Source organism: Streptomyces fulvorobeus (assembly GCF_013167895.1).
Classification (GTDB): domain Bacteria; phylum Actinomycetota; class Actinomycetes; order Streptomycetales; family Streptomycetaceae; genus Streptomyces; species Streptomyces fulvorobeus.
In genome coordinates this window covers 4,676,898-4,701,695 of sequence record NZ_BLWC01000001.1, presented here as the reverse complement: position 1 = coordinate 4,701,695, position 24,798 = coordinate 4,676,898, and the positions used below count along the sequence as shown (strand labels likewise).

The window sequence follows — 24,798 nt, the reverse complement described above, 5'->3', positions numbered from 1 at the left end:
CGTTTACGGACGACAAAGGCCGGGGACGGCTCGAAAGCCCTCCCCGGCCCTGGCCGGTGTTCAACTCCTCAGCGAGCCTGGTCCACGTCGACGAGGTCGACGCGGATACCGCGGCCGCCGATGGCACCCACGACGGTACGCAGAGCGCGAGCGGTGCGGCCGTTACGGCCGATCACCTTGCCGAGGTCGTCCGGGTGTACCCGGACTTCCAGCACGCGTCCACGGCGCAGGTCGCGTGAGGCGACCTGCACATCGTCGGGATTGTCGACGATGCCCTTCACGAGGTGCTCGAGAGCCTCCTCGAGCATGCTCAGGCCTCGGTCGACTCGGTGGACGCGGCGTCGGCCGCCTCGTCCGCCTTCTTGTCGGCCTTCTTGGCCTTCGGGGTGATGGCTTCACCCTTGGCCTCGTCGCCGTCCGAGGTGAGAGCCTCGAACAGGGCGCGCTTGTCGGGCTTGGGCTCCGGCTGCAGGAGCGGCGGCGGGGCCGGGAGGCCCTTGTGGGCCTGCCAGTCGCCGGTCAGCTTGAGGATCGCGAGAACCGGCTCGGTCGGCTGGGCGCCGACGGACAGCCAGTACTGCGCGCGCTCTGCGTTGACCTCGATGCGCGAGGGGTTCTGTACCGGGTGGTACAGGCCGATCTCCTCGATGGCCCGGCCATCACGGCGGGTACGGGAGTCGGCGACGACGATGCGGTAGTGAGGCGAACGGATCTTGCCCAGACGCTTCAGCTTGATCTTGACTGCCACGGAAGTGGTGTCTCCTGGTCTTGACGTGGTTGGGCACAACGTAGATGCCACGTGGGGTTGCGGTACTCGCGTGCCCGACGGACGCGTCAGTCGGAGGAGAGAGGGGTCCTGTGCGACTGTCGAGTACAGCTGTCCATTGTGCCACACCGCATCGGGTCACCCCACCGCGACCGCCGCTTCAGGAATCCGGAACGGCTTCCCGCAGCCGCCGCAGACGATCGGGGCCTGCGCGAGGACCGAGGGGACCACGCGCACATTGCGTCCGCAGTCGCAGACGGCCTTGACCCGCACGCCGCCCCGGAGGAGCCGTGCCTGGCGGCCGGCCCGCGGAACGAACGCTTGGTGTCCGCGGCCGTGGCGACGGTGTGCGCCTTGAGCGCGCGGTGCAGCCGTTCGATGGTCGGTCGGTACCTCCGCTTGGCCTCCGGGTTCAGGGTGACCAGTGAGAAACCGCTGCTGGGATGGGGCTCCTCGGCATGATCGAGGCCCATCTCCTCGGCGATCGCGAGGAATCGTCGGTTGTGGTACCGGCCGGCGCGGGAGGTGTCGCGGACACCTCGTGCGGCGGCGATACCGTGGACTGCCTCATGCAGCAGTCGCTCGAAGGAGAGCTCGGCGCCACAGGCGGACGACGACTCTCCGATCAGGGACTCGGGCGCGGCGAGATCGGGCAGCTCGGGGTGGTACCGCTGAATGTCGGCCCACGCCTGTGCCAGCTCTGCGGCAAGTACAGGTGGTGTCGTGCTCACGTCGTGACAACGAGCCTGAGTGCCCCGGTGTTCCTATTCCGGGGCATCCCAAATAATTTGCACGTACCAGTCAGTTGCCGTTGATGCGTCCGGACGAGGGCGGGTGCGCGGATCTGCGGAGAAGCCTCACAGCTCACACCAAGGTGGTACGTAGCGCCTGGTACGTCCGGCGTGGGGTCACGGCGGCGGCGCGGGGACTCCGGTGTGCTCCTGGAGTGCGCCGGCGGCGGCCGGGACACCTGCGAGCCTACCCGGCGCGCTGTACGCGCCGGGCACCGGCCCGCCGCGTCCCTCGCCCTGCGGGACGGGCGCTCGGGGCGCTCGACGTGCTCCCTGTCGCGTGTCGGGTAAGACTGGGGAGGGAAGGCACGAGCCCGCAGGGCCCGACGCCGTGTGGAACGTCCCGCCGGAGCTGCTCGTCGGTGGGGGCGCACGACCGGGGCATCCAAGCATTGTCATTCAACCTCTGGACGAGACCGCGGATGCGGGGTTCTCTGACATACGGGGGCTGCGGGCCTGACGCACACGGGGGGCCGTCCACTCGGGTACGACCGACCTCTTGGCGGATTGGGGCGCTTTCATGACACCAACGCTCGTCCGGCACCACAGGTACGCGGATTCGTCCGCCACGGTGGACGCCGGTACCCGTGCCCGCGACTGGGCCGAGATCCAGGAGCGGATGCTGGCACCGCTGTACGAGGCGGTGTACCAGCGGCTCGAAGTCGGGGCCGACACGCGCATGCTCGCCATCGGCTGCGGTTCCGGGCTGGCGCTGCTGATCGCGGCCGCTCGCGGCGCGCACGTCACCGGCGTCGACACCGATCGGGAACGGCTCGCGCTGGCCCGCGAGCGCCTTCTGCCCGGCTCCGGGTGGGACGGCGGTCCTGGCCGGCCTCCGGCGGAGCGGCCGATGCTCTTCGCGGGCGGACCCGCTGAGGCCGCTCCTGCGGCCTCAGCGGCCCCGTACAACCTCCTGACCGCGTTCAACCCGATCGGCTGTGTGGCCGGTGACTCCGAAGGGCTCGCGCCCGCTCTGGAGTCGGCCGTGCGGCTCTCCGCCCGGGGCACCACCGTCGTCCTGACGGGCTGGGGACCGCCCGAGCGGTGCGCCACCGCGCCGGTTCTGCGGGTGGCGGCCCGGCTCGCCGAATCGGCCCGCGCACCGCGGTCCGCCGGCCTTCGGGCGGCCTGCCGGGACGATCTGGAGGACGTGGCGGCGCGGGCCGGGCTGAAGCCGGACGGGTCCGGCCGGGTGTCCTGCCCGTTCGGGTACGCCGACATGGACAGCGCGGTCCGCGGACTGCTGTCGACCGGGCTCTTCGACTCAGCCGTTCGGGCGACCGACCGGTCCCAGGTCGAGAAGGAGGTCGCGGAGGCGCTGCACCCGCACCGCCGGCCGGACGGCACGGTGTGGATGCCCAACGTGTTCCGCTACCTGGTGTGCGTCTCTTGAGAGCACCAAGCACCGGACACGCGTAAGGGGCGCCCTCCCAGAGAGGGCGCCCCTTACGCGTGTCCGGACCAGCTGGTCAGCCTGGTCAGCCCATGAACTTCTTGAACTCGTCCGGCAGCTCGAAGTTCTTGTCTTCCGGGGAGGGCAGGCCCAGCGCGCCGCCCTGGGCCGCCGCCTGCTCGCGGCGGGCGGCCGCGGCCTGCTCCTCGGCCTTGCGCTTCATCGGGTTACCGCTCTTGCGCTTGCCCTTGGCCTGCTTGATCTGCTTCTTCTGACGGCCCGGGCCACCGCCCATGCCCGGCATCCCCGGCATCCCGGGCATGCCGCCGCCCTGGGCCATCTTCGACATCATCTTGCGGGCCTCGAAGAACCGCTCCACCAGGGACTTCACGGCGGAGACCTCGACGCCCGAGCCCTTGGCGATACGGGCCCGGCGCGAGCCGTTGATGATCGTCGGCTCGGCGCGCTCCTTGGGGGTCATCGACTTGATGATCGCGGCCGTGCGGTCGACGTCACGCTCGTCGATGTTGCTGATCTGGTCCTTGATCTGCCCCATGCCTGGCAGCATCCCGAGCAGCTTGGAGATGGAGCCCATCTTCCTGACCTGCTCCATCTGCGACAGGAAGTCGTCGAGCGTGAAGTCCTTGCCCTTGCTCGACGCCAGCTTGGAGGCCATCTGGGCGGCCTCTTCCTGACTGAACGTCTTCTCCGCCTGCTCGATCAGGGTGAGCAGGTCACCCATGTCGAGAATGCGGGAGGCCATGCGGTCCGGGTGGAAGGCGTCGAAGTCCTCGAGCTTCTCGCCGTTCGACGCGAACATGATCTGCTTGCCCGTGACATGGGCGATCGACAGGGCGGCGCCACCGCGGGCGTCACCGTCGAGCTTGGACAGGACCACGCCGTCGAAGCCGACGCCGTCGCGGAACGCCTCGGCGGTGTTGACCGCGTCCTGGCCGATCATCGCGTCCACGACGAAGAGGATCTCGTCGGGGCTGACGGCGTCGCGGATGTCCGCGGCCTGCCGCATCAGCTCCTCGTCGATACCGAGGCGGCCCGCGGTGTCGACGATGACGATGTCGTGGACCTTGGCCTTGGCGAACTCGATGGAGTCCTTGGCGACCTTGACCGGGTCACCGACGCCGTTGCCGGGCTCCGGCGCGTACACCGCGACTCCGGCCCGGTCGGCGACGACGCTGAGCTGGTTGACGGCGTTGGGGCGCTGGAGGTCGCAGGCGACGAGCAGCGGGGAGTGGCCCTGGCCCTTGAGCCAGAGGCCGAGCTTTCCGGCGAGGGTCGTCTTGCCGGCACCCTGGAGACCCGCGAGCATGATCACGGTGGGCGGGTTCTTCGCGAACCGCAGGCGCCGCGTCTCGCCGCCGAGGATGCCGACGAGCTCCTCGTTGACGATCTTGACGACCTGCTGGGCCGGGTTCAGGGCCTGGGAGACCTCGGCGCCGCGCGCCCGCTCCTTGACCTTGGCGATGAAGGCGCGGACCACGGGAAGGGCGACATCGGCTTCCAGCAGCGCGATACGGATCTCGCGAGCCGTGGCGTCGATGTCCGCCTCGGACAAGCGGCCCTTGCCCCTGAGGTTCTTGAAAGTCGCGGCAAGGCGGTCGGAGAGAGTATCGAACACGGCGCTCGTCGGTCCTCAGGGTCGGGGGCAGGTGATTCGTACCTAGAGTATCCGGCCCGGGCGGACGTCGGTCCTCGCCGGTCGTCTCCGGCCGTCAGGGGCGCGGAACCCTCCCCCGGCCGGGGGGAGGCCGTCGCCCCCTCAGGCTCACCGCAGAGCGTCCTCCAGCGCCTTCGCCAGTGCCGTCGCCTCGGCGCCGGACAGTACCGTGCCGTCCTGACGTGTGACGTAGACCGTGTCCACGGCGTTCGCCCCCAGGGTCGAGACATGGGCGCTGCGCACCCGTACGGCGCTCTGCTCCAGCGCCTGGCCGATCCGGTGCAGCAGTCCCGGGGCGTCCTGGGCGCGTACCTCGATCACCGTGGCGACCTTGGAGTCCGCCGCGGCGACGGTCACCCGGGGCGGGGGCGCCTTGACCCCGCGCCGACGGGGGTAGGCCGCCTCCCGCTCGGCGAGACGGGCCCGGATGTCCAGTGAGCCGTCCAGGGCCCGCACCAGGTCGGCGCGGAGCCGGGCGGCCTGCGGGAGCGCCCCGAACTCGGCGGCGACCCGCCAGCTGAGCAGCAGCAGATCGGCGGTGTCGCCGAGCTCGGTGGGGAGCTCGACCGCGCGCAGGTCGGCGGCGCGGACCGTGAGGCGGTGCAGGGCGAGGACCCCTGCGGCGGCGGGCAGGACGCCGGGCCGGTCGGGCAGGGCGATGAGGAGTTCGACGCCGACCGGTTCCGGTTCGCCGTCGTCGGCCGGGGTCTCCGGCTGGGTGTGGAGGGCGAGCACGGGCTCGCCGGTCCGCAGGGCCTCGACGGCGAGGCGTTCCTGTTCGGCGCTGGGAGCGGCCGGTTCCGGTTCCGGCGGGGCCTCACCGGCGAGTACGGCGGCGACCCGCCTGACCAGGTCGGTGACGAGGGAGGCGCGCCAGGTGCTCCAGGCGGCGGGTCCGGTCGCGAGGGCGTCCGCCTCGGTCAGGGCGTGCAGGAGTTCCAGGGTCGAGGCCGAGCCCAGCGCGGCGGCGACGGAACGGACCGTCGCCGGGTCGTCGAGGTCGCGCCGGGTGGCGGTCTCGATGAGCAGCAGGTGGTGGCGTACGAGGGTGCAGACGACGCCCACGTCGTGTGTGTCGAAGCCGATGCGGGCCGCCATGTCCCGGGCGATGACCTCGCCGGCTACGGAGTGGTCGCCGGGCCAGCCTTTGCCGATGTCGTGGAGGAGCGCGGCGACCAGGAGCAGGTCGGGGCGTCCGACGCGGCGGGTGAGGGTGGCGGCGCGTACGGCCGTCTCGACCAGGTGGCGGTCGACCGTCCAGGTGTGCACGGGGTTGCGCTGGGGGCGGCAGTGGACCCGTTCCCAGTCTGGCAGCAGCCGGGTGATGATCCCTTCCGATTCGAGCGCTTCCCAGACGCCCACGGTGGCCTCGCCCGCGCCGAGCAGGGTGACCAGTTCCTCGCGGGCCTCGGCGGGCCACGGCACGGGCATTGGCCGGGCGGCGCTCGCCAGATGGCGTACGAGGTGACGGGAGAGCGGCAGTCCGGATTCGGCGGCGGCCGCGGCGGCCCGCAGGGTCAGGACGGCGTCCTTCTCGGGGCGTGCGGTGCGGGCGAGGACGACCTCGCCGTCCGCCTCGACGACCCCGTCGGCGAGCGGGGTGCGGTCGGGGACGGGCTTGCCGCCGCCCAGCATGGCGCGCAGCCGGGGCCGGACGGAGCGGGCGCGGAGCACCCGGTTGACCTCGCGCCAGGTGACGTCGGTGGCGTACGAGACGGTGCGGGCGGCCTCGTAGACCTGGCGGAGCAGCACGTCGGCGTCGAGGAGGCCCAGTTCGGCGGCGACCTGGTCCTGTTCCTGGAGGGCGAGGCGGTCGGTCGCACGGCCGGTCGTGAGGTGGAGGGCGTCGCGGGCGTCGAGGAGGACGCGGCGTGCCTCGGAGAGCCCTTCGCGCGGGGCGTCGGCGACCCAGGAGGCGGCGACGGCGCGCAGGGCGGTGGCGTCGCGCAGACCGCCGCGGGCCTCCTTGAGGTCGGGTTCCAGGAGGAACTGGAGCTCGCCCATGCGCTCGCCCCGTTCGCGGCAGAGCTCGTCCAGGGCGGGGAGGCGCTTGGGGCCTGGTTGCGCCAGTCGGCGAGGATCGCGGTACGCAGCCCCGCGGCGAGGCCCGCGTCCCCGGCGACGGGACGGGCGTCGAGCAGTCCCAGCTGGACCTTGAGGTCCTCCCCCGCCGTCCTGCGGGCCTCGGCGGGGGTCCGTACGGAGTGGTCGAGGGCGAGGCCGAGGTCCCAGACGGGGTACCAGACCCGGTCGGCGAGTGCGGCGAGTGCCGCGGCGTCGGCGCTGCCGTCGTGCAGGAGCAGGAGGTCGAGGTCGCTGCGCGGGGAGAGCTCGCCGCGGCCGTATCCGCCCACGGCGACGAGGGCCGCGCCCCGGACGCCCGTGTCCTGGGCGGCGGTGGTGAAGAGCGCGTTCAGCCAGCCGTCCGTCAGCGTGGCGAGGGCGGCACGGCGCGGCGGCCCGGACCGCGCCTTCTCCTGGAGGAGGCGCAGCCGGGCCGCCGCGTAGCCGCTGGGTCCCGATTCCTCTGATTCGGTGGTCACTTCGGTGCTCGTCACCCAGCTGCCTTTCTGTTGTACGGGACGATCAGAGCGCGTCGGGTCCGCGTTCCCCGGTCCGTACGCGGATCGCGGTCTCGACCGGCACGCTCCAGACCTTTCCGTCACCGATCTTGCCGGTGCGGGCGGCTTTGACCACGACGTCGATGAGCTGTTCGGAGTCCTCGTCCTCGACGAGCACCTCGATACGGACCTTCGGTACGAGGTCCACGGTGTACTCGGCACCGCGGTAGACCTCGGTGTGTCCGCGCTGGCGCCCGTAGCCGCTGGCCTCCGTGACCGTGAGGCCCTGGACACCGAACGCCTGGAGGGCCTCCTTGATCTCGTCGAGCCGGTGCGGCTTCACGACCGCGGTGATGAGCTTCATGCGTCCACCTTCTTCGTCTTCGCTGCTGCCGTCGTGTCCTGCGAGGCCGTGGTGCGCGGGGCGGTGCCGCCGCCGGCGCCGCTGAAGTCGTACGCCGTCTCGGCGTGCTCGATCTGGTCGATCCCGGAGACCTCGTCGTCCTCGGGGACCCGCATCCCGATCGTCCTGTCCAGGAGGAGGGCCAGGACCGCGGAGACGACCAGAGAGTACGCGAGGACCGCGAGGACACCGACGGCCTGCTTGCCGAGCTGGTCGAGGCCGCCGCCGTAGAAGAGGCCCTTGGCGTCGGACTGGACACCGCCGGTGGCGAAGAATCCGACGAGCAGGGAGCCCGCGATTCCGCCGACGAGGTGGACGCCGACGACGTCCAGGGAGTCGTCGTAGCCGAACCTGTACTTCAGGCCGACCGCCAGGGCGCAGAGCACACCGGCGATGGCGCCGACGGCGATCGCGCCGAGCGGGCTGACGGCTCCCCCGGCCGGGGTGATGGCGACGAGGCCGGCGACCGCGCCGGATGCCGCGCCCAGGGTGGTGAAGGAGCCGTGCCGGATCTTCTCGTAACCGAGCCAGGCGAGCATCGCGGCGGCGGTGGCGACCTGCGTGTTGACGAACATGACCGCGCCGACACCGTCGTCGTTGCCCAGCCACGAGCCGGCGTTGAAGCCGAACCAGCCGAACCAGAGCAGACCGGCGCCGAGCATCACGAGCGGCAGGCTGTGCGGCCGCATCGGGTCCTTCTTGAAGCCGACGCGCTTGCCGATCACGAGGATCACGCCGAGAGCCGCCGCACCGGCGTTGATGTGGACCGCCGTACCGCCGGCGAAGTCGATGACGCCCATCTCGAAGAGCCAGCCGCCCGCGCCCCAGACCCAGTGCGCGACCGGGAAGTAGACGACGGTGACCCAGAGCGTGATGAACAGCGCCCACGAGGTGAACTTGACCCGGTCGGCGAGCGCGCCGCTGATCAGGGCCGGGGTGAGGACGGCGAACATCAGCTGGAAGACGGCGAAGACGTAGACCGGGATCGTGTAGCCGTCCCAGAGTTCGTTGACGCCGATCCCGCTCAGGCCGACGTACTCCGACGACCAGCCGACGACCGAGCCGATGTCGGACCCGAAGGCCATGCTGAATCCGTAGAGCACCCACAGGATCGTGACGATCCCGAGGCTGATGAAGCTCATCATCAGCATGTTGAGGGTGCTCTTGACGCGGACCATGCCTCCGTAGAAGAAGGCCAGGGCCGGAGTCATGAGCATCACCAGGGCCGAGCAGATGAGCATGAACCCGGTGTTGGCGGCAGACAGCTCTGGGGCGTCTGCGGCAAGCGTCATGATGCCTGGGGGCATCGGCGTCTCCTCGTCGTCGGTGCGGCCGCGTGCGGGCGATATTGCGGGCCACTGGGGAAAAGGGTGCGGGCCGGTTATGCGCCATGAGATTGGCCCAGCGCCGTTTCCGCAGATGCTGCACGGTGTTTCACCGCAGTGACGAAGAGGCCCGGTGTGTTACGTCCGAATGAACCAGGAGTGGCGTCGGCGCCTTGCGGCCTGCCATGCGTCCCGTGCCGCATACGGTGCGGTTGGAACGGCCGGCGACGTGAACCGGCCACGGCGGCCACCCGGTGACCTGGCGGCGGGGGAGCCGGTCGGGTTGTACGGGAGGGCCGTCGTGGCCGGTGGCGGGGTGACCGGGTCAGACCGCTTCGGCGGTCTCCGGCAGCTGCTCGTGGAGGAGCTCGGTGAGCCTGGCGACGTCCTCGACGTCGCCGAAGTCCCTGGCGGCGGTGTCGACGGTCTTGCGCAGCCGGGTGTTGACCCGCTCGGAGCGGACCTTTCTCGCGACCCTGAGGGCGTGCGAGGCGAGCTCGGTGGCCTGCTCGGGCTCCCGTTTGAGGAGATGGACGGTGGCCATGCCGATCAGATTGAGCGCGTACGACCGCTGGTGCTCGTCGTCCTCGCCGAAGAGCTCGACCGCCCGCTCCATGACGGGCTCGGCCAGCGAGGCGTAGGTCGGGCTGCGGCCGGCCACGTAGGCCAGGTCACGGTAGGAGTGGGCGTTCTCCCCGTTGAGCTCGGCCTCGGAGAAGAACCTGATCCAGTCGGGCTCGGGCTCGCCGTCGAGTCCGGCGTCCAGGAAGGTTTCCTCGGCCATCCGGACCGCTCGCTTGCACTTGCTGGGCTGGCCCATGTTGGCGTAGGCGCGGGCCTCCATCGCATACAGCATGGCCTGGGTGCGCGGGGTGGCGCACTCCCGGCTGCCGTACTGGGCGAGGTGGATCAGTTCGAGGGCGTCGTCGGGGCGTCCCAGGTGGATCATCTGGCGGCTCATGCTGGAGAGCACGTACGAGCCGAAGGGCTTGTCGCCCGCCTCCTTGGAGGCGTGCAGGGCCAGGACGAAGTACTTCTGGGCGGTGGGCTGGAGGCCGACGTCGTAACTCATCCAGCCCGCCAGTTCGGCCAGCTCGGCCGCGCACCGGAAGAGCCGGGTGGCGGTGGCCTCGGGCTGCGGTTCCTGGAGCAGGTCGGTGACCTCGTGGAGCTGTCCGACGACGGCCTTGCGGCGCAGTCCGCCGCCGCACTGGGCGTCCCACTGGCGGAACATGGCCGTCGTGGACTCCAGCAGGTCCAGCTCGGGACCGGAGAGCCGGGAGGGGCGGCGGGCGGCGGCCGGGGACTCGGTCCCGGTCCGCGCCCCGGTGGAGACGGGAACCAGCCAGCGCTGCATGGGCTCGATGAGGGCGGGACCCGCGGCGAGGGCGAGCGAGGAGCCGAGGAATCCGCGCCGGGCGAGCATCAGGTCGCTGCGGGAGAACTCGGACAGCAGGGCGACGGTCTGCGGACCCGCCCACGGCAGGTCGACGCCGGACACGGAAGGCGACTGGTGTGCCGTACGCAGTCCGAGCTCCTCGACGGCGACGACGGCGCCGAACCGCTCCGAGAAGAGCTCGGAGAGGATGCGCGGGATCGGCTCGCGGGGCTGTTCACCGTCGAGCCAGCGCCGCACCCGGGAGGTGTCGGTGCTGATGTGGTGCGCGCCCATCTGACGCGCCCGGCGGTTCACCTGCCGGGCGAGTTCGCCCTTCGACCAGCCGCTGCGCACGAACCAGGATCCCAATTGCCCGTTGGGGCGCTTTCCGGCATTCGTCTCGCCTGCGCCGCTGCCACTCACTGGAACGCCCCCCATCCCGCCGAAACCTGTCGCGCGAACCACTATCAGAATGCCGTGCATCGATGCTGCCCGTACGGAGGTCGCACACCCTCGTACAAGAAATCGGGTTGCCTGCGGCATACCCGTGGGCGCCCATACTTCCAGGCTTCGTGTACCGACGGTAATCCTACGATCACCCCTCTCGCGAGGGCCCTTACGGAAACGCCACCATTCGCCACCCCTTCGGATGAACGCGCCTGGCGCCTCTCGCGATTCACTTGACAGGCGGCGATCAGCAATGGGCGGGATGACGCACTCGGGGGCGCGCGAATCGCGGCACACACCCCCGGCACCGCATCGCGGCGGATCGGCGACGGCGCGGCGGGCGGATCGGTGCCCGCGGGTCGTAACCACCGGTGAGTCGGACCCGTTGGAGGGGCATGGGCTTCACGATCGGCGGCATCCGTGAGATGCGATCCGGCTCGCGGCGCCGCGGCCGTTCGGCCGAGTGCACCGCGGTGGCCGAGTACACGGGACTCTGGGGCTGGGCGGTGGTCCCCGGCGCGCGCGCCTCCGCCGGCCTCTGCTCCTGCGGGGCCGCGGAGTGCGCCGCCCCCGGCGCGCATCCGCTGGACTTCGCGGACAAGGTCCCCGCGGGCGCCCCGCTCGGCATCGCCGCCGACGCGTGGGCCGAGGTGCCCGGGGCGGCGATGCTGCTCCCGGTCGGCCGCACCTTCGACATCCTCGACGTCGCCGAGGCGGCCGGACGCCGGGCCCTGGTGCGGCTGGAGCGGATGGGACTGCCGCTCGGCCCGGTGGCCGTCACCCCGGCCGGGCGCGCGCAGTTCTTCGTGGCCCCAGGAGCCGCGGCGGAGCTGCCCGAGCTGCTGTACCGGCTGGGGTGGGACGACGCGGACCTCGATCTGCGGGCCCTCGGCCCCGGCTGCCACATCACGGCCCCGCCCTCGGACCTCGGTGGTCTGGGCCCGGTCCGCTGGCTGCGCCCCCCGGTGCCGGACACCGCGGGCACTCCTCCGCAGGCGCGGCTGCTGCTGGGCACACTGGCGTACATCTGCCACCGCCTGTAGCGCGCCCGGGTACGCGTGAGGGCCGGGCAGCCGGTCCGCGGCCTGCCCGGCCCTCATCCGTGCGCCAGGGCCCGACGGGCCGTCAGTCGCCGATCAACGCGTCCACGAACGCCTCGGGATCGAACGGGGCGAGGTCGTCGGGACCCTCGCCGAGGCCGATCAGCTTCACCGGTACGCCGAGCTCGCGCTGGACCGCGATGACGATGCCGCCCTTGGCTGTGCCGTCCAGCTTGGTGAGCACGATGCCGGTGACGGCGACGACCTCGGCGAAGACGCGGGCCTGCACCAGCCCGTTCTGTCCGGTGGTCGCGTCCAGGACGAGCAGGATCTCGTCGAGCGGTCCGTGCTTCTCCACGACCCGCTTGACCTTGCCGAGCTCGTCCATCAGACCGGTCTTGGTGTGCAGGCGGCCCGCGGTGTCGATGAGCACGACATCGGCGCCCTCGGCGATGCCTTCCTTCACCGCGTCGTAGGCGATCGACGCCGGGTCGCCGCCCTCGGGGCCGCGGACGGTACGGGCACCGACCCGCTCGCCCCAGGTCTGGAGCTGGTCGGCGGCGGCGGCGCGGAAGGTGTCGGCCGCGCCGAGCACGACGCTGCGGCCGTCTGCGACGAGCACCCGCGCCAGCTTTCCGGTGGTGGTGGTCTTGCCGGTGCCGTTGACACCGACGACCATCACGACGCCGGGGGTCTCGGCTCCGCCCTCCGTCCTGACCTCGCGGTCGAAGCCGGTACCGAGGAGTGCGAGGAGCTCCTCACGCAGCAGCGTGCGGAGCTCGTCGGGGGTACGGGTGCCGAGGACGCGGACCCGCTCGCGGAGCCGCTCCACGAGCTCCTGGGTGGGAGCGACGCCGACGTCGGCGGTGAGGAGCGTGTCCTCGATCTCCTCCCAGGTGTCCTCGTCGAGGTTGTCGCGGGACAGCAGGGTGAGCAGGCCCTTGCCCAGGGTGTTCTGGGAGCGGGCGAGCCGGGCGCGCAGCCGTACGAGACGGCCGGCGGTGGGCTCGGGGATGTCGATCGCGGGGGCGGCGGGCGCCTCCGGTCCGGCGGTGGCCGGGGCTTCCTCCGCGGTGTCCGGGGAGCCGGCCTCCTCGATGGTGCGCCGCGCTTCGTCGCGCGGCGCCTCGGCTTCCTCGCCGACGCGGGGTTCGGCGGGAGCAGTGATGGTCGGCGCGCTCGACGGCGGCGTGGGCGGCAGCTTCTTCTTGCGGCTGCTGACCACGAGCCCGCTGATCAGGCCGACCGCGACCAGGGCGATGACTACGGCAAGGATGACGATTTCGACGAGTTCCATAACCCGTCCAGTATCGGCCACGGCCGCGGCGGGAGCACTGCCCCGGCAGCCACCGGGAGGCGCACAGGGGTGTAATGCACCTTTTGGCGGTAGGTCACCCGGCGGAGAGCTCCGAGGCGCGGACGGCTCCCGGCCGCCTTCCCCGGGTCCGGGCGCCCGGCGGCGACCAGGGCGGGCGGTGGAGGGACCGGGGCGGCACGACCTGCGGCTGTCCCGCGAGACGGCGGGAGACGGAGCCGCCCCGGCTCAGCACGGGCTGGACCGGGGCGGTTCCTTGCGAGGAGCAGCGGGGATCAGCCCATCTCCTCCAGGGCCTTGCCCTTGGTCTCCTTCACGAACTTGAGCACGAAGGGGATCGAGAGCACGGCGAAGAACGTGTAGATGACATAGGTGCCGGAGAGGTTCCAGTCGGCGAGGCTCGGGAAGCTCGCCGTGATCGCCCAGTTGGCGATCCACTGCGCGGAGGCGGCGACGCCGAGGGCCGCGGCCCTGAGGCGGTTGGGGAACATCTCGCCGAGGAAGACCCAGACGACGACACCCCACGAGAGGGCGAAGAAGAGCACGAAGACGTGGGCCGCGATGAGCGCGACGACACCCTGGGTGCTCGGGAGTTTGCCGTCGACCAGGTCCGCTGAGAACGCCCACGCCTCGAAGGCCAGCGCGAGCGCCATGCCGCAGGAGCCGACCAGGGCGAGCGGCCTGCGGCCCACCCGGTCCACCAGCACCATCGCGATCACCGTGCCGATGATGTTGATGATCGACGTGGTGAACGAGTAGAAGAACGAGTCGGTCGGGTCGATGCCGACGGACTGCCACAGCGTCGCCGAGTAGTAGAACGCCACGTTGATGCCGACGAGCTGCTGGAAGACCGAGAGGCCGATACCGACCCAGACGATCGGCAGGAAGCCGAAGCGGCTGCCGAGCAGGTCCTTGAAGGTGGACTTGTGCTCGCGGTGCATGGCCGTCTCGATCTCGGCGACCCGGGCGTCGAGATCGACGTTCCCGCCCTCGACCTCGGCGAGGATCTGCCTGGCCCGGTCCTTCTTGCCGACCGAGATCAGGAACCGCGGCGACTCGGGGATCGCGAACGAGAGCAGCCCGTACAGGACGGCGGGGACGACCATCACGCCGAGCATCCACTGCCAGGCTTCGAGGCCGCCGATCTCGCCGCGCTGGTCTCCGTCGGCGATCTGGAGGATGCCGTAGTTGACCAGCTGCGAGACGGCGATGCCGATGACGATGGCCGCCTGCTGGAAGGAGCCCAGCCGGCCGCGGTAGGCGGGGGCGAGACCTCGGCGATGTACGCGGGTCCGATCACCGAGGCCATACCGATGGCGAAGCCGCCGACGACCCGCCACAGCGCCAGGTCGAGGAGGGAGAACGGCAGTGCCGAGCCGATGGCGCTGGCGGTGAACAGCACCGAGGAGATCTGCATGCACCGGATGCGCCCGATCCGGTCGGCGATGCGTCCCGCCGTCGCCGCGCCGATCGCACAGCCGATCAGCGCGACGGCGATGACCTGGGCGAGGGTGCCGGAACCGATGTCGTACCGGTCGCGGATCGCCTCGACCGCGCCGTTGATGACTGAGCTGTCGTATCCGAAGAGGAAGCCGCCCATCGCTGCGGCTGCCGTGATGAAGATGACATGGCCGAGGTGGTCCGGATGAGCCTCTCGGGCCCCGGACGCCGGTCCGTTCGCTGTGCTGGTCACGTGAACTCCTGATGCCTGGCCGCTACGACAGGCGTGGGGGGCGAGCTCTCCCTAGTGGCACACAACTTCTTCAGTGCCACCACTTGAAGACAAAATGAACGTTTCAGAGACTATGCGTTCAAGTTCCGAAGTCAAACATCGGGTGGAGTTCCACATGTACCCAGAAGTGTCCGCAGAGCGCGTTGAAGTCGTGGCGATTCGGTAGAGGTCAGCGAAGACGCTGGCTGATCACCTTGGACACCCCGTCGCCCTGCATGGAGACGCCGTACAGCGCGTCGGCGACCTCCATCGTCCGCTTCTGGTGCGTGATCACGATGAGCTGCGAGCTCTCCTGGAGCTCCTCCATGAGCCGGATCAGCCGTTGCAGGTTCGTGTCGTCGAGCGCCGCCTCGACCTCGTCCATCACGTAGAACGGGCTGGGCCTGGCCTTGAAGATCGAGACCAGCAGCGCCACGGCCGTCAGTGACCGCTCACCGCCCGAGAGCAGCGACAGCCGCTTGACCTTCTTGCCCGGCGGACGCGCCTCGACATCCAGTCCCGTGGTCAGCATGTTGTCCGGGTCGGTCAGGATCAACCGCCCCTCGCCGCCCGGGAAGAGCCGGGAGAAGACGCCCTCGAACTCGCGGGCGGTGTCCCGGAACGCCTCGGTGAACACCTGCTCCACCCGCTCGTCGACCTCCTTGATCACCTGCATCAGGTCGGCTCGCGTCTTCTTCAGGTCTTCAAGCTGCTCGGAGAGGAAGTTGTGCCGCTCCTCCAGTGCGGAGAACTCCTCGAGGGCGAGCGGATTCACCTTCCCGAGTTGCTGATACGCCCGTTCGGCGGCCTTGAGCCGCTTCTCCTGCTCGGCCCTCACGAAGGGCTGCGGCTGGTTGCGCGGATGCTCCGGATCGTCCGGCAGCTCCTCGCCCTCCGCCGCGGGGGACGGCGGCACCGGCTGGTCGGGGCCGTACTCGGCGGCCAGGCCGGCCGGCTCCACCCCCAGCTCCTCCAGCGCCTTCGCCTCGAGCTGCTCGATCCGCAGCCGCTTCTCGGCGCCCAGCACCTCGCCGCGGTGGACGGAGTCGGTCAGCTTGTCCAGCTCGTCCTTGAGCGCGCGGCCACGGGCCCGCTCGGCCGCCAGGTCCCGTTCGCGCAGCGCCTTCGCCGCCTCGGCCGAGCTCCGCTCCCGCTCCGCCCGTACGACGGACACGTCGACGTGCGCCAGCAGTTGACGGGCTCCGGAAGCCACCGCCGACGCGACCTCGGCCTCGTGGCGCAGCCGGGCGCGGCGCCGTTCGGCCCGGGCGCGGGCCTCCCGCTCGGCGCGCGCCCCCCGGTCGAGGGCGTCGGCGCGGCCGGCGAGCGCCCTGACCCGTTCCTCGTGGGTACGGGCCTGGAGGCGGGCCTCCATCTCGGTCTGGCGGGCGTTGGCTCCGTCGGCGGCGAGCCGGTCGCGCACGGACGAGTCGGGCTCCTCGTCGACGGGCGTCTCCTCGGCGACCAGCAGCCGTTCGGCCAGTTCCTCGGCCTCTTCGGCCGCCCGCTCCGACGCCTCCTGGGCCCGGGCCGCGGAAGCGGCGGTGCGCTCCGCCTCCCCCGCGGCGCCGCGGGCCTGCCCGGCGAGCCGGCCGAGCTGCTGGGCGACCCCGGACCTCCGGCGCTCGGCCGCCCTGCGGCGCTCCCCCAGCTCCTCGGCGAGCGCGGCACAGTCACGCCGCCGCTCCCCCGCGAGCCGCTGGGCGGCGGCGAGCTCCTCGCACCGTACGGCCAGCTCCGCCAGTCCGGCGGCGGCCTCGTCGACCGACGCCCGCACTTCGAGGAGGCTGGGCGCCCCCGCCGAGCCGCCGTGCGCGAAGTGGGCGCCCAGCACGTCTCCCTCCGCCGTCACGGCGGTCAGCCCGGGGTGGGCGGCGACCAGGCCCTCGGCGTCCTCCAGCGTGCCCACGACGACCATGTCCCGCACCAGCCGGCGCACGGCGCCCATGAGCCCGGCCGGCCCGCTCACCAGATCCGCCACCGAGGGCGCCCGGCCGGCACCCGCGCCGTCCCGCCCCACGGTGTCGTACGCGCCGGGCTCCGTACCCAGCAGCAGCGCCGCGCGCCCCGCGTCCTGCTTGCGCAGCAGCCTGATCGCGTCGGCGGCCGCGGCCGGGCCGGTGGCCGCGACGGCGTCGGCGGCGGCGCCCAGGGCGGCCGCCACCGCGATCTCGTACCCCGGCACCACGCTCAGCAGTTCCGCGGCCGGGCCGAGCAGCCCGGCCGGCCGGTCCCGCGCGTCGAGCAGTGCGCCCGTGCCGTCCTTGCGGCGCAGGCCGAGCGCCAGCACCTCGTGCCGGGCGGCCAGCGCCGCCCGCTTCCGTTCCGCCGCCGTGGCGGCCTCCCGGGCCGCACCGTGCGCGGCCTCCGCCCCGGCCAGTTCCCGCTTGGCCTCCTCGTGGCGCTCACCCAGCTCCGCGTCGTCCGCGTCCAGGCCGTCCACCTCGGCCCTGAGCTGTTCGTACTCCTCCTGAGCGGCTACGGCCCGGTCCCTGGCCTCGTCCCGGGAAGCGGCCAGCCGGTCGATCTCGGCCTGGGCCGAACCGGCCCGGCTGCGGGCGGCGTTGACCTGGCCGCGCAGCCGGGCCAGCCCTTCCCTCCGGTCGGCGATGGTCCGGGCGGCGTCCTTGAGCCTGCGCTCCTCGGCCGCCAGCGCCCGTTCCAGCTCCGCCCGGTGCGCGGTGGTGTCCTCCAGCGCGTGCTCCGCAGCCTCCAGTGCGGCGGTCAGCTCGGCCTCCTGCTCGCGAATCCGGGCCGCCTCGCGCTCCATGCTCTCCGGGTCCCGGAAACCCTGCCCCCGCCGCTCGTCGTCGGGTGCCTCGGTGGCGCTCTTGACCCGGGCGTCGGCGAGCGAGACCGTGCCCCGGACCCGCTCGGCCAGCTGCGACAGCTCGTAGAAGGTCTGCTGGGCCCGCTGGAGCCGCGGGGCGAGGCGCCCCACCTCGCCCTCCAGCTCCGCCTCGCGCCCCAGGGCGGCCCGCAGGTCCGCCTCGGCCGCCTCGCGGCGCTGCCTGAGAGCGGCCTCGTCGGCGATCTCGGTGCGCAGCGCCTCGTTCAGCCGCACCAGGTCGTCGGCGAGGAGCCGCAGCCGGGAGTCGCGGAGGTCGGCCTGGATGACCGCGGCGCGGCGGGCCACCGCGGCCTGCCGGCCCAGCGGCTTCAGCTGGCGCCGCAGCTCGCCCGTGAGGTCCTGCACCCGGGCCAGGTTGGCTCCCATCGCCTCCAGCTTCCGCAGCGCCTTCTCCTTGCGCTTGCGGTGCTTGAGGACGCCCGCGGCTTCCTCGATGAACGCGCGCCGCCCCATCGGATCGGCGTGGAGCACGGAGTCCAGCCGCCCCTGGCCGACGATGACGTGCATCTCGCGGCCGATTCCGGAGTCCGAGAGGAGTTCCTGGATGTCGAGGAGCCGGCAGGTGTCGCCATTGATCTGGTATTCGCTGCCGCCGTTGCGGAACATGATCCGCGTGATGGTGACTTCCGCGTACTCGATAGGAAGCGCCCCATCGGAATTGTCGATGGTCAGCGAGACCTCCGCGCGTCCGAGCGGGGGCCGGCCCGTGGTGCCGGCGAAGATCACGTCTTCCATCTTGCCGCCGCGCAGGGATTTCGCTCCCTGTTCACCCATGACCCAGGAGAGCGCGTCCACCACATTGGATTTGCCCGACCCGTTGGGTCCGACGACACACGTGATCCCGGGCTCGAACCGCAGGGTCGTGGCGGAGGCGAACGACTTGAAACCACGCAGGGTGAGGGCCTTGAGGTGCACGCCGCCGGACTCTACCTTTCACTCCCGGTTTCGCCGATGAAGGCGCAGGGCACATCAGACCGTAAGTGAAGGGCGGTACGCGCGTCCGGGGCGGGACGGGGAAGCACTGCGGGGGAAAAGAAAAAGGGACGCCGAAGCGTCCCCTGTACTTGGTCAGCCTGCGCTACGGACCGAGGCCGACCGGTTGACGAGGAGACCTCGAAGACCAGGGACGACGATCCGTGACGTGGGCATTCCTGTGGTGAACTCAAGCGGCTGCCGTACGCGGCCAGGCCGAACCCGACTGGGTTGCGGTCAGGTCAGCGCGGGCTCCGCCTGAGGTACGTCGATGTCGATGCTGTCGAGCAACGACTCCTGGTGCTGAGCGGCGGCGTTGAGCGCGTCATTCTCGTCCTGAATCCGGGCGAGCTCGGATTCAAGATCCTGGACGCGCTTCTGGAGCCGTCGCATCTCGGCGAGGAGTCGCGGGTCGGAACCGCCGACGTAACCGAGAAGCGCCTTTGCCATGATGGATGGTCCTCCACACTGAGTGACCGACCGAAGCGGTGTGGGTCGTGAGGGAAATCGCACCCGCGGTGCTCGGCAGGGCTCTGTCGTCACTGCGGTTTTGCTGCCAAACAGCTCTGCCAAACAGCTGAGGTGCGCGGGGTTTTCAGCGTCTCACCAAAAAGTTTGACGGTCAACACGATCACACCCCGCAGCGGCGGGCGTCCCGGGGGTGCGCGGCTGAGGGATCATGCGGCGCGACTCTCCTGCGGGGCCCCGGAGGGCGCGAGGATCTTCGTTACAGCCGCAGCCTTACATGCCGTCCCGCCGCTTGGCAACCATCTCCTGCCGACGCGTCTCCTCGCAGGTCATTTCGGGTGCGCCGCCCCGCCGGGGAGTCCGCTCACGCCTCGCCGCGCCCTGAATACGGAGCGGAACGGCAGCCGGCTCCCCCGCTCCCGTTCAACGGATCGCGAATCCCTCGTATCCACCGCGCGGGGTGTCCCATATCTCAGTCACTCCGTCCACGCGGCCGGGTGTGTCGTCGGAGCCGAGCCAGTCCAGCAGCCGGTGGCAATTCTCACGTGGCCCCTCTGCCACCACCTGCACCCTGCCGTCGTCGAGATTGAGCGCGAATCCGCGAAGACCACCGATCTCCAAAGCGTTTGCCCTGGTGAACCAGCGGAATCCCACTTGTTGTACTCGACCGCGCACCCAGACGACGAGTCGTGCGTCTTCGTTCATAGCCGAACGCTAACGGGCCGGCAGCTCCCGGAGCACGGCACCCCATTTCTCCATGGCGTACAGTCCGGTCGAAATAGCCTCACCCGAACGGGTGAAGTCGACGAGAGTCACGGTGGCGCCGCGAGGGCGTCCGGAGCACCTGGAAGGCACAGCCCATGGGACGCCACGGCAAGAAGCGGGCCTCGATACCCGTACGCACGGGTCTCCTCGGCGTCTCCGCGGCCATGGCCGTCGGTGCGGTCGCCGTCACCTCCGGTCTGCTGCCGGGCGGCGAATCCCCCGCCGTGCGGAGCAGCAGCGCGGCGGACCAGCTGCGCTCGGGCGGCGCGCCCGACCTCCTGACCCAGGGCGGTACGACAGCCTCGCCGAGCGGCCGGCCATCGGCCTCGACCGGGGCGAGCCGCCCCGGTGAGCGCCCCAAGACCCCGTCCACCTCGCCTTCCTCGAAATCCGCCGGGCCCAACAGGACGGCCGTGACCCCTTCGAAGAGTGCGAAGGAGTCGAGGCGGCCGAGCAAGGCACCCACGACGGAGATCCCGAGGAAGACGAACGCCCCCCGGGCCACGAAGGCCCCGGCAGCGCCGAAGACCTCGTCCGCCGCCCCGGCTCCCGAGCCCACGGCCACCGAGTCCCCGGCTCCCGCCCCGGCCACCGACGCGACCGCATCCGCCCGCTCCGGCGTCCTCTCCCTCGTCAACCAGGAGCGCGCGAAGGCCGGCTGCGCTCCGGTCGCCGCGTCCCGCGGGCTGACCTCCCTCGCGCAGGACTTCAGCGAGGACATGGCCGCACGCGGCTTCTTCGCCCACACCGACCCCGACGGGGCGACCCCCTGGGACCGCGCGGCGAAAGCCGGCGTGCTGGGGCTCGGCGGCGAGAACATAGCCCGCGGCCAGGCCGACGCACGGGCCGTGATGGACGGCTGGATGAACAGCGACGGCCACCGGGCAAACATTCTCAACTGCGATTACCAGAGGCTCGGCGTCGGCGTCCACTTCGGCTCCGGCGGCCCCTGGTGGACCCAGGACTTCGGCCTCTGAGAGGCCGGCGGCTCACGGCACCGGCTGGGCCCGTGGCGGGCGCTGGCAGTGCGGGCAGTAGTAGCTGGAGCGGTTCATCCACGGCCTGCGGCGGATCGGCGTACCGCAGCGGTGGCACGGCTCGCCCTCCTGCCCGTACGCGTCGAGTGACCGGTCGAAGTAGCCGGACTCGCCGTTCACGTTCACGTACAGACTGTCGAAGCTGGTGCCGCCCTGGGCGAGCGCCTCGTTCATCACGTCCCGGACATGTCCGAGCAGCAGGGTCGTCGCGGGGCGGGTGAGCGTCGCGGTGGGCCGCTCGTAGTGCAGCCGGGAGCGCCACAGGGACTCGTCGGCGTAGATGTTGCCGACCCCGCTGATCAGGGTCTGGTCGAGCAGGGCGCGCTTGACGGTGGTGCGGCGCAGGCGCAGGGCCGCGTGGAACACGGCGTCGTCGAAGGCCGGGTCGAGCGGGTCGCGGGCGATGTGCGCGATGGTGTCGGGCAGTCCCTCGGGAGTGTTCTCGTGGAGCGAGAGTCCCCCGAACGTCCGCTGGTCGACGAAGCGCAGCTCGGTGCCGAGGGCGTCGTCGAAGACGATCCTGATCCGCAGGTGCTTCTCGTCGGGCGCGTCCTGCGGCTGTACGAGCAGTTGGCCGCTCATCCCCAGGTGGCCGAGGAGCGAGAACGTCATGTCGTCGAGCGGCACCCAGAGGTACTTGCCGCGGCGCATGGCCGTGCCGAGGCGGATGCCGTGCAGCCGCGCCGCGAAGTCGGGTCCCCCCGCGAGGTGCCGGCGGACCGCACGCGGATGCAGGACCTCCACCGCGCCGACCCTGCGCCCGGTGACCCAGCGCTCCAGACCCCGCCGTACGACTTCGACCTCGGGCAGCTCGGGCACGGTGACGCTCCTGGGAGAACTGGGCGGTGCGGGACAGGGAAAACCCCCCGGTGCACCAGGCACCGAGGGGTTTCCTCAGGGGTCAGGCCGGAGCGACGTCCGTGTCGGGCGACGGTTCCGCAGGGAGGACGGCGACCCCTGCGTCGGCGGCGGCCTTGGCCGCCGCCTGTCGCGCTTCCGCGTCGGCGCTGATCTCGCGCCAGGCGGACTCCGCCGCCTGTTGCTCCGCTTCCTTCTTGCTACGGCCGGTGCCGGTGCCGTACGAGACACCACCGACGCGAGCAGCAGCAGTGAAGGTCTTCTCGTGGTCGGGGCCGGTCTCCGTCACGAGGTACTCGGGAACCCCGAGGCTCTCGCTGGCGGTGAGCTCCTGGAGGCTGGTTTTCCAGTCCAGGCCGGCGCCCAGGTTGGAGGACCTGTCGATCAGCGGGTCGAAGAGCCGGTGGACCAGCTCCGAGGCCGCGCCGAGGCCCTGGTCGAGATAGACGGCGCCGATCACTGCTTCCAGTGTGTCGGCGAGGATGGAAGCCTTGTCCCGGCCACCCGTACCCTCTTCACCGCGGCCGAGCCTGATGAAGGAGCCGAGTTCGAGGCCGCGACCCACTTCCGCGAGTGCACGTGAGTTGACCACCGCGGCCCGCAACTTGGCCAGCTGGCCTTCGGGCAGGTCGGGGTGGGTGCGGTACAGCGTGTCCGTGACCACCAGGCCGAGCACCGAATCCCCGAGGAATTCGAGACGCTCGTTGGTGGGCAGACCGCCGTTCTCGTATGCGAACGAGCGGTGGGTCAGCGCACGCACCAGAAGGGCGGACTCGAGGTGATACCCGAGCCGCCCTTCCAGAAGCGTGGGGGACGAGGCTGTGTTGACGTTGTCTGCCTGCTTCTTGGCGCTGGACAACTCAGACATCGGGCCTCTCACCAGCCGCTCAGACCTCGAGGACCTGGCGCTTGTTGTAGGTGCCGCAGCTCGGGCACGCAATGTGCTGGAGCTTCGGCTCCTGGCAACGCTCGCACGAAACCAGGGTGGGGACCGCAGCCTTCCACTGCGACCGGCGGTGGCGCGTGTTGCTGCGCGACATCTTCCGCTTCGGAACAGCCACGGCTACTTCTCCTGCTTCTCGTCGACGCCTGCTTCGGCGCCGCCCATGTTGTCCTTCTCGCCGTCCTGATCGGTCTCGGCGAGTCCTTGCAATGCCGCCCAACGAATGTCGACGGCATCGTGGTGGTGGCCGGGATTCTCGTCCAGCCTGATTCCGCATTCGGAACACAGACCGGAACAGGTCTCCTTGCACACCGGCTGCAGCGGCAGTGCGAGCACCACCGCGTCACGCAGCACCGACTCGAGGTCGAACAAGCCGTCCTCGAGGAAGAACCTGTCCTCGTCGTCCTCGGCGTCGTCGACCGGCTCCGCAGTCCTGCTGCGGCTCCGGTCATCGGCGTCAGGGTACGAGAACATCTCCTGGAAGTCCGCCGAAACCTCTCGGCTCACCGGCTCCAGACACCTTACGCACTCCGCCTCGGCCGTCGCACGGGCGGTGCCTGTGACGAGCACCCCTTCCATGACCGACTCGAGGCGGAGCTTCAGCGCCAGCGGCGCGCCTTCCGGCACTCCGATGACTCCGTCGATACCCAGGTCCTTGGGTGCCTCGACCGAACGGGTCAGCCGCTTGAGGGCACCAGGACGCCGACCCAGCTCACGCGTATCGAACACGAGAGGGTTGCGGTGGTCGAGATGGCCGTTCAGGGCTTTTCCTGCTTTCGAGTCATGTGCGTCGCGCTGTTCCGGGGAGGCTGTCCCGGCTTCGGATGAGAAGCGGGCAGCCGGGATCGCGGACATAGGCGCGACCGAACAGCCAGGATACTGGACGCGCCTCCCAGCACCCAATCGGGCCCTGAGCGCTGCGGACGGGACCCGGTCAGCGCCCTTGTTCGTAGCGGCGCAGCTGCTCCAGGTCGATCATGCCGGTGTCGAAGAGACTGGTCTCGTCGAGCGCGCCCTCGCCCTGCGGCGCGGGCGGCTGGGCGGGCTGCTGCGGCCAGCCGTACTCCTGCTGCTGGGGCTGCCCCTGGCTGGGGTCGTAGCCCTGCTGCGGGTAGCCGGCGTACGGGTCGGGCTGCTGGGGGTACCCGTAGGAGTCCTGCTGAGGAGGCTGGTCCTGGTACGCGTAACCCTGCGCGTACTGCGGCTCGGGACTCTGTGTGTACTGCGGCCCGGGCTCCGCCTGGACCGGGAAGTCCACAGGCGGCTGGACCGGGAAGTCCTGCTGCGCCGGGGCGGGGAAGGAGGGCCGGCCGGACACCGGGTCCGCGGTGGAGAGCGCGACCAGACCGGCCCAGTGGTCCTCGTCGCTGATGTGCCCCTGGCTGCCCGCCGCGTCCTGGGCGGCCATGTGGGCTCCGAGGTCGTCGGTGGAGACCCGGCCGAGCAGCTTCTGACGTCCGCGGCCGACCGCTTCCAGGGTCTTGGCGAGTACGGCCTCGAAGGCGCCGAGCTTGGTGTCGACGTACTCGTCGGCCCGGCGCCGGAGCGTCTCCGGGTCGGCGCTGCGTTCGGGCGCCTCGGCGAAGTCCGGGTCGTCGTAGCCCTGGCCCTCGTAGCCCTGGCCGCGGCCCAGCAGCTTCTCGCGGCCCCGGTCGACGGAGCCGATGGTCTTGGTGAGGACGACCTCGAAGTTGGCGAGCTTGCTGTCGACGTACTCGTCCGCCTCGGCCCTGACCTCGTCGGCGTCCTTGCGGGCCTCCGAGAGGATGCGGTCGGCCTCGGCCTGGGACCGGCGGGCGATCTCGGTGTCGGAGATCAGCGAGCCGCGCTGGGCGTGGGCGGACTCGATGATCCGCTCCGCCTCCTGGCGGGCCTGCTCGACCAGCTGCTCGCGTCCGCCGATGAGCTCCTGGGCGTGGGCGAGGGAGCCGGGGAGGGCCTCCCGTACCTCTTCGAGCATGGCGAGCAGCTCGGCGCGGTTGACCACGCACGACGCCGACATGGGCATGGACCGGGCGTTCCCTACCGCCGCGACGATCTCGTCGAGCTTCTTCTGCACGTCCACCGTGTGCTCGCCACTCTCTGCTGCTGTTGGTGCC

Annotated in this window: 18 protein-coding genes and 3 pseudogenes; 3 read left to right on the top strand and 18 right to left on the bottom strand. The window is 71.1% G+C overall.

What is annotated here, in order from left to right; translation table 11 throughout:
* Positions 1-68: 68 nt before the first annotated feature.
* The 3 genes and pseudogenes from Sfulv_RS21205 to Sfulv_RS21195 all read right to left on the bottom strand — a co-directional run bounded on the left by Sfulv_RS21205 (position 69) and on the right by Sfulv_RS21195 (position 1,497).
* On the bottom strand, positions 69-308 hold the full coding sequence (locus Sfulv_RS21205) for an RNA-binding protein (RefSeq protein ID WP_173316147.1): 240 nt from the start codon (positions 306-308) through the stop codon (positions 69-71).
* 2 nt (positions 309-310) lie between these two features.
* Positions 311-748 (bottom strand): 30S ribosomal protein S16, encoded by a 438-nt coding sequence (gene rpsP, locus Sfulv_RS21200; RefSeq protein WP_173316146.1) that lies wholly within the window; start codon positions 746-748, stop codon positions 311-313.
* Positions 749-904: 156 nt separating this feature from the next.
* A pseudogene (locus tag Sfulv_RS21195) lies at positions 905-1,497 on the bottom strand (hypothetical protein).
* Positions 1,498-2,077: 580 nt separating this feature from the next.
* Between Sfulv_RS21195 and Sfulv_RS21190 the strand changes: the two are divergent.
* On the top strand, positions 2,078-2,950 hold the full coding sequence (locus Sfulv_RS21190) for a methyltransferase domain-containing protein (protein ID WP_173316145.1): 873 nt from the start codon (positions 2,078-2,080) through the stop codon (positions 2,948-2,950).
* A gap of 85 nt (positions 2,951-3,035) precedes the next feature.
* Here the strand turns inward: Sfulv_RS21190 and ffh are convergent, their stop codons facing one another.
* The 5 genes and pseudogenes from ffh to nsdA form a co-directional block, all read right to left on the bottom strand.
* The gene (gene ffh / locus Sfulv_RS21185; protein WP_173316144.1) at positions 3,036-4,586 is read right to left on the bottom strand and encodes a signal recognition particle protein; all 1,551 of its coding nucleotides are present in this window, start codon (positions 4,584-4,586) and stop codon (positions 3,036-3,038) included.
* Between the two features lie 147 nt (positions 4,587-4,733).
* Positions 4,734-7,183, bottom strand: a pseudogene (locus Sfulv_RS21180) ([protein-PII] uridylyltransferase).
* A gap of 28 nt (positions 7,184-7,211) precedes the next feature.
* Positions 7,212-7,550 carry a P-II family nitrogen regulator gene (locus Sfulv_RS21175; protein ID WP_173316143.1) on the bottom strand — a complete coding sequence of 113 codons (339 nt, stop codon included), beginning with the start codon at positions 7,548-7,550 and terminating at the stop codon, positions 7,212-7,214.
* Entirely contained in the window at positions 7,547-8,896 is a 1,350-nt protein-coding gene (locus tag Sfulv_RS21170) for an ammonium transporter (RefSeq protein ID WP_173316142.1), read from the bottom strand. Before Sfulv_RS21170 ends, Sfulv_RS21175 begins: the two co-directional genes overlap by 4 nt.
* Before the next feature lie 343 nt (positions 8,897-9,239).
* Positions 9,240-10,715 carry a transcriptional repressor NsdA gene (gene nsdA, locus Sfulv_RS21165; RefSeq protein ID WP_173316141.1) on the bottom strand — a complete coding sequence of 492 codons (1,476 nt, stop codon included), beginning with the start codon at positions 10,713-10,715 and terminating at the stop codon, positions 9,240-9,242.
* 419 nt (positions 10,716-11,134) lie between these two features.
* Between nsdA and Sfulv_RS21160 the strand changes: the two genes are divergently transcribed.
* A complete protein-coding gene (locus tag Sfulv_RS21160) occupies positions 11,135-11,782 on the top strand; it encodes a bifunctional DNA primase/polymerase (RefSeq protein WP_173316140.1) in 648 nt (215 codons plus the stop codon).
* 82 nt (positions 11,783-11,864) lie between these two features.
* Here the strand turns inward: Sfulv_RS21160 and ftsY are convergent, their stop codons facing one another.
* From ftsY to Sfulv_RS21135, 5 genes and pseudogenes are all read right to left on the bottom strand, one after another.
* A complete protein-coding gene (gene ftsY, locus Sfulv_RS21155) occupies positions 11,865-13,076 on the bottom strand; it encodes a signal recognition particle-docking protein FtsY (protein ID WP_173316139.1) in 1,212 nt (403 codons plus the stop codon).
* A gap of 293 nt (positions 13,077-13,369) precedes the next feature.
* A pseudogene (locus Sfulv_RS21150) lies at positions 13,370-14,787 on the bottom strand (sugar porter family MFS transporter).
* Positions 14,788-14,995: 208 nt separating this feature from the next.
* Positions 14,996-18,571 (bottom strand): chromosome segregation protein SMC, encoded by a 3,576-nt coding sequence (smc, locus tag Sfulv_RS21145; RefSeq protein ID WP_173316138.1) that lies wholly within the window; start codon positions 18,569-18,571, stop codon positions 14,996-14,998.
* Positions 18,572-18,865: 294 nt separating this feature from the next.
* Positions 18,866-19,078: a hypothetical protein gene (locus Sfulv_RS21140; RefSeq protein WP_173316137.1), complete on the bottom strand. Its 213-nt coding sequence runs from the start codon at positions 19,076-19,078 to the stop codon at positions 18,866-18,868.
* A gap of 441 nt (positions 19,079-19,519) precedes the next feature.
* Positions 19,520-19,801: an acylphosphatase gene (locus tag Sfulv_RS21135; RefSeq protein WP_173316136.1), complete on the bottom strand. Its 282-nt coding sequence runs from the start codon at positions 19,799-19,801 to the stop codon at positions 19,520-19,522.
* Positions 19,802-19,956: 155 nt separating this feature from the next.
* Here Sfulv_RS21135 and Sfulv_RS21130 point away from each other — a divergent pair, with 155 nt between their 5' ends.
* Entirely contained in the window at positions 19,957-20,838 is an 882-nt protein-coding gene (locus Sfulv_RS21130; protein ID WP_173316135.1) for a CAP domain-containing protein, read from the top strand.
* A gap of 12 nt (positions 20,839-20,850) precedes the next feature.
* Here the strand turns inward: Sfulv_RS21130 and mutM are convergent, their stop codons facing one another.
* The 5 genes from mutM to Sfulv_RS21105 all read right to left on the bottom strand — a co-directional run bounded on the left by mutM (position 20,851) and on the right by Sfulv_RS21105 (position 24,764).
* Positions 20,851-21,717, bottom strand: coding sequence for a bifunctional DNA-formamidopyrimidine glycosylase/DNA-(apurinic or apyrimidinic site) lyase (mutM, locus tag Sfulv_RS21125; protein WP_173316134.1), 867 nt, complete (start codon positions 21,715-21,717; stop codon positions 20,851-20,853).
* 82 nt (positions 21,718-21,799) lie between these two features.
* Positions 21,800-22,624 carry a ribonuclease III gene (gene rnc, locus Sfulv_RS21120; protein WP_173316133.1) on the bottom strand — a complete coding sequence of 275 codons (825 nt, stop codon included), beginning with the start codon at positions 22,622-22,624 and terminating at the stop codon, positions 21,800-21,802.
* Between the two features lie 19 nt (positions 22,625-22,643).
* Positions 22,644-22,817 (bottom strand): 50S ribosomal protein L32, encoded by a 174-nt coding sequence (gene rpmF, locus Sfulv_RS21115; RefSeq protein WP_003965982.1) that lies wholly within the window; start codon positions 22,815-22,817, stop codon positions 22,644-22,646.
* A 2-nt stretch (positions 22,818-22,819) separates the two neighbouring features.
* The gene (locus Sfulv_RS21110; RefSeq protein WP_173318080.1) at positions 22,820-23,428 is read right to left on the bottom strand and encodes a YceD family protein; all 609 of its coding nucleotides are present in this window, start codon (positions 23,426-23,428) and stop codon (positions 22,820-22,822) included.
* A gap of 205 nt (positions 23,429-23,633) precedes the next feature.
* Complete coding sequence (locus tag Sfulv_RS21105) at positions 23,634-24,764, bottom strand: F0F1 ATP synthase subunit B (protein WP_173316132.1); 1,131 nt, start codon at positions 24,762-24,764, stop codon at positions 23,634-23,636.
* Positions 24,765-24,798: the final 34 nt, after the last annotated feature.